The organism is Halomonas sp. ND22Bw, assembly GCF_003011945.1.
GTDB lineage: Bacteria > Pseudomonadota > Gammaproteobacteria > Pseudomonadales > Halomonadaceae > Halomonas > Halomonas halophila.
Genome location: NZ_PXWD01001173.1, coordinates 1 through 260, shown reverse-complemented (window position 1 = coordinate 260; position 260 = coordinate 1). Strand labels below are relative to the sequence as shown.

Sequence of the window (260 nt, the reverse complement as noted above, 5' to 3'; positions counted from 1 at the left end):
TGGCAGTGAAATCCTTCGTCTCGTGATTCCAGCGCGCGCCCAACGTCAGCGACAGACGGTCGGTGATGTTGATGATGTTGTGCGTGAAGGCGGCGAATGCGTTGGTCTTCGTCCGGTAGTTGTTCGTATTGCCCTGTCCCGGCGCGTTGCCGGTGAGCGGCGTGTTCAGATACGCGAACAGCGCCGGACTGGCGGCGGCGGCTGCCTGCAACTGCGGGCTTTGGGCGAGCAGGACCTGGCTGAAGAGGGGCACGCCACCT

The 260-nt window shown here is 63.5% G+C and carries 1 protein-coding gene; it reads right to left on the bottom strand.

Features of this window, described 5'->3' with window-relative positions; translation table 11 throughout:
- A partial coding sequence (locus CVH10_RS21875) for a TonB-dependent receptor (protein ID WP_146143265.1) occupies positions 1 to 260 on the bottom strand: 260 nt, incomplete at both ends.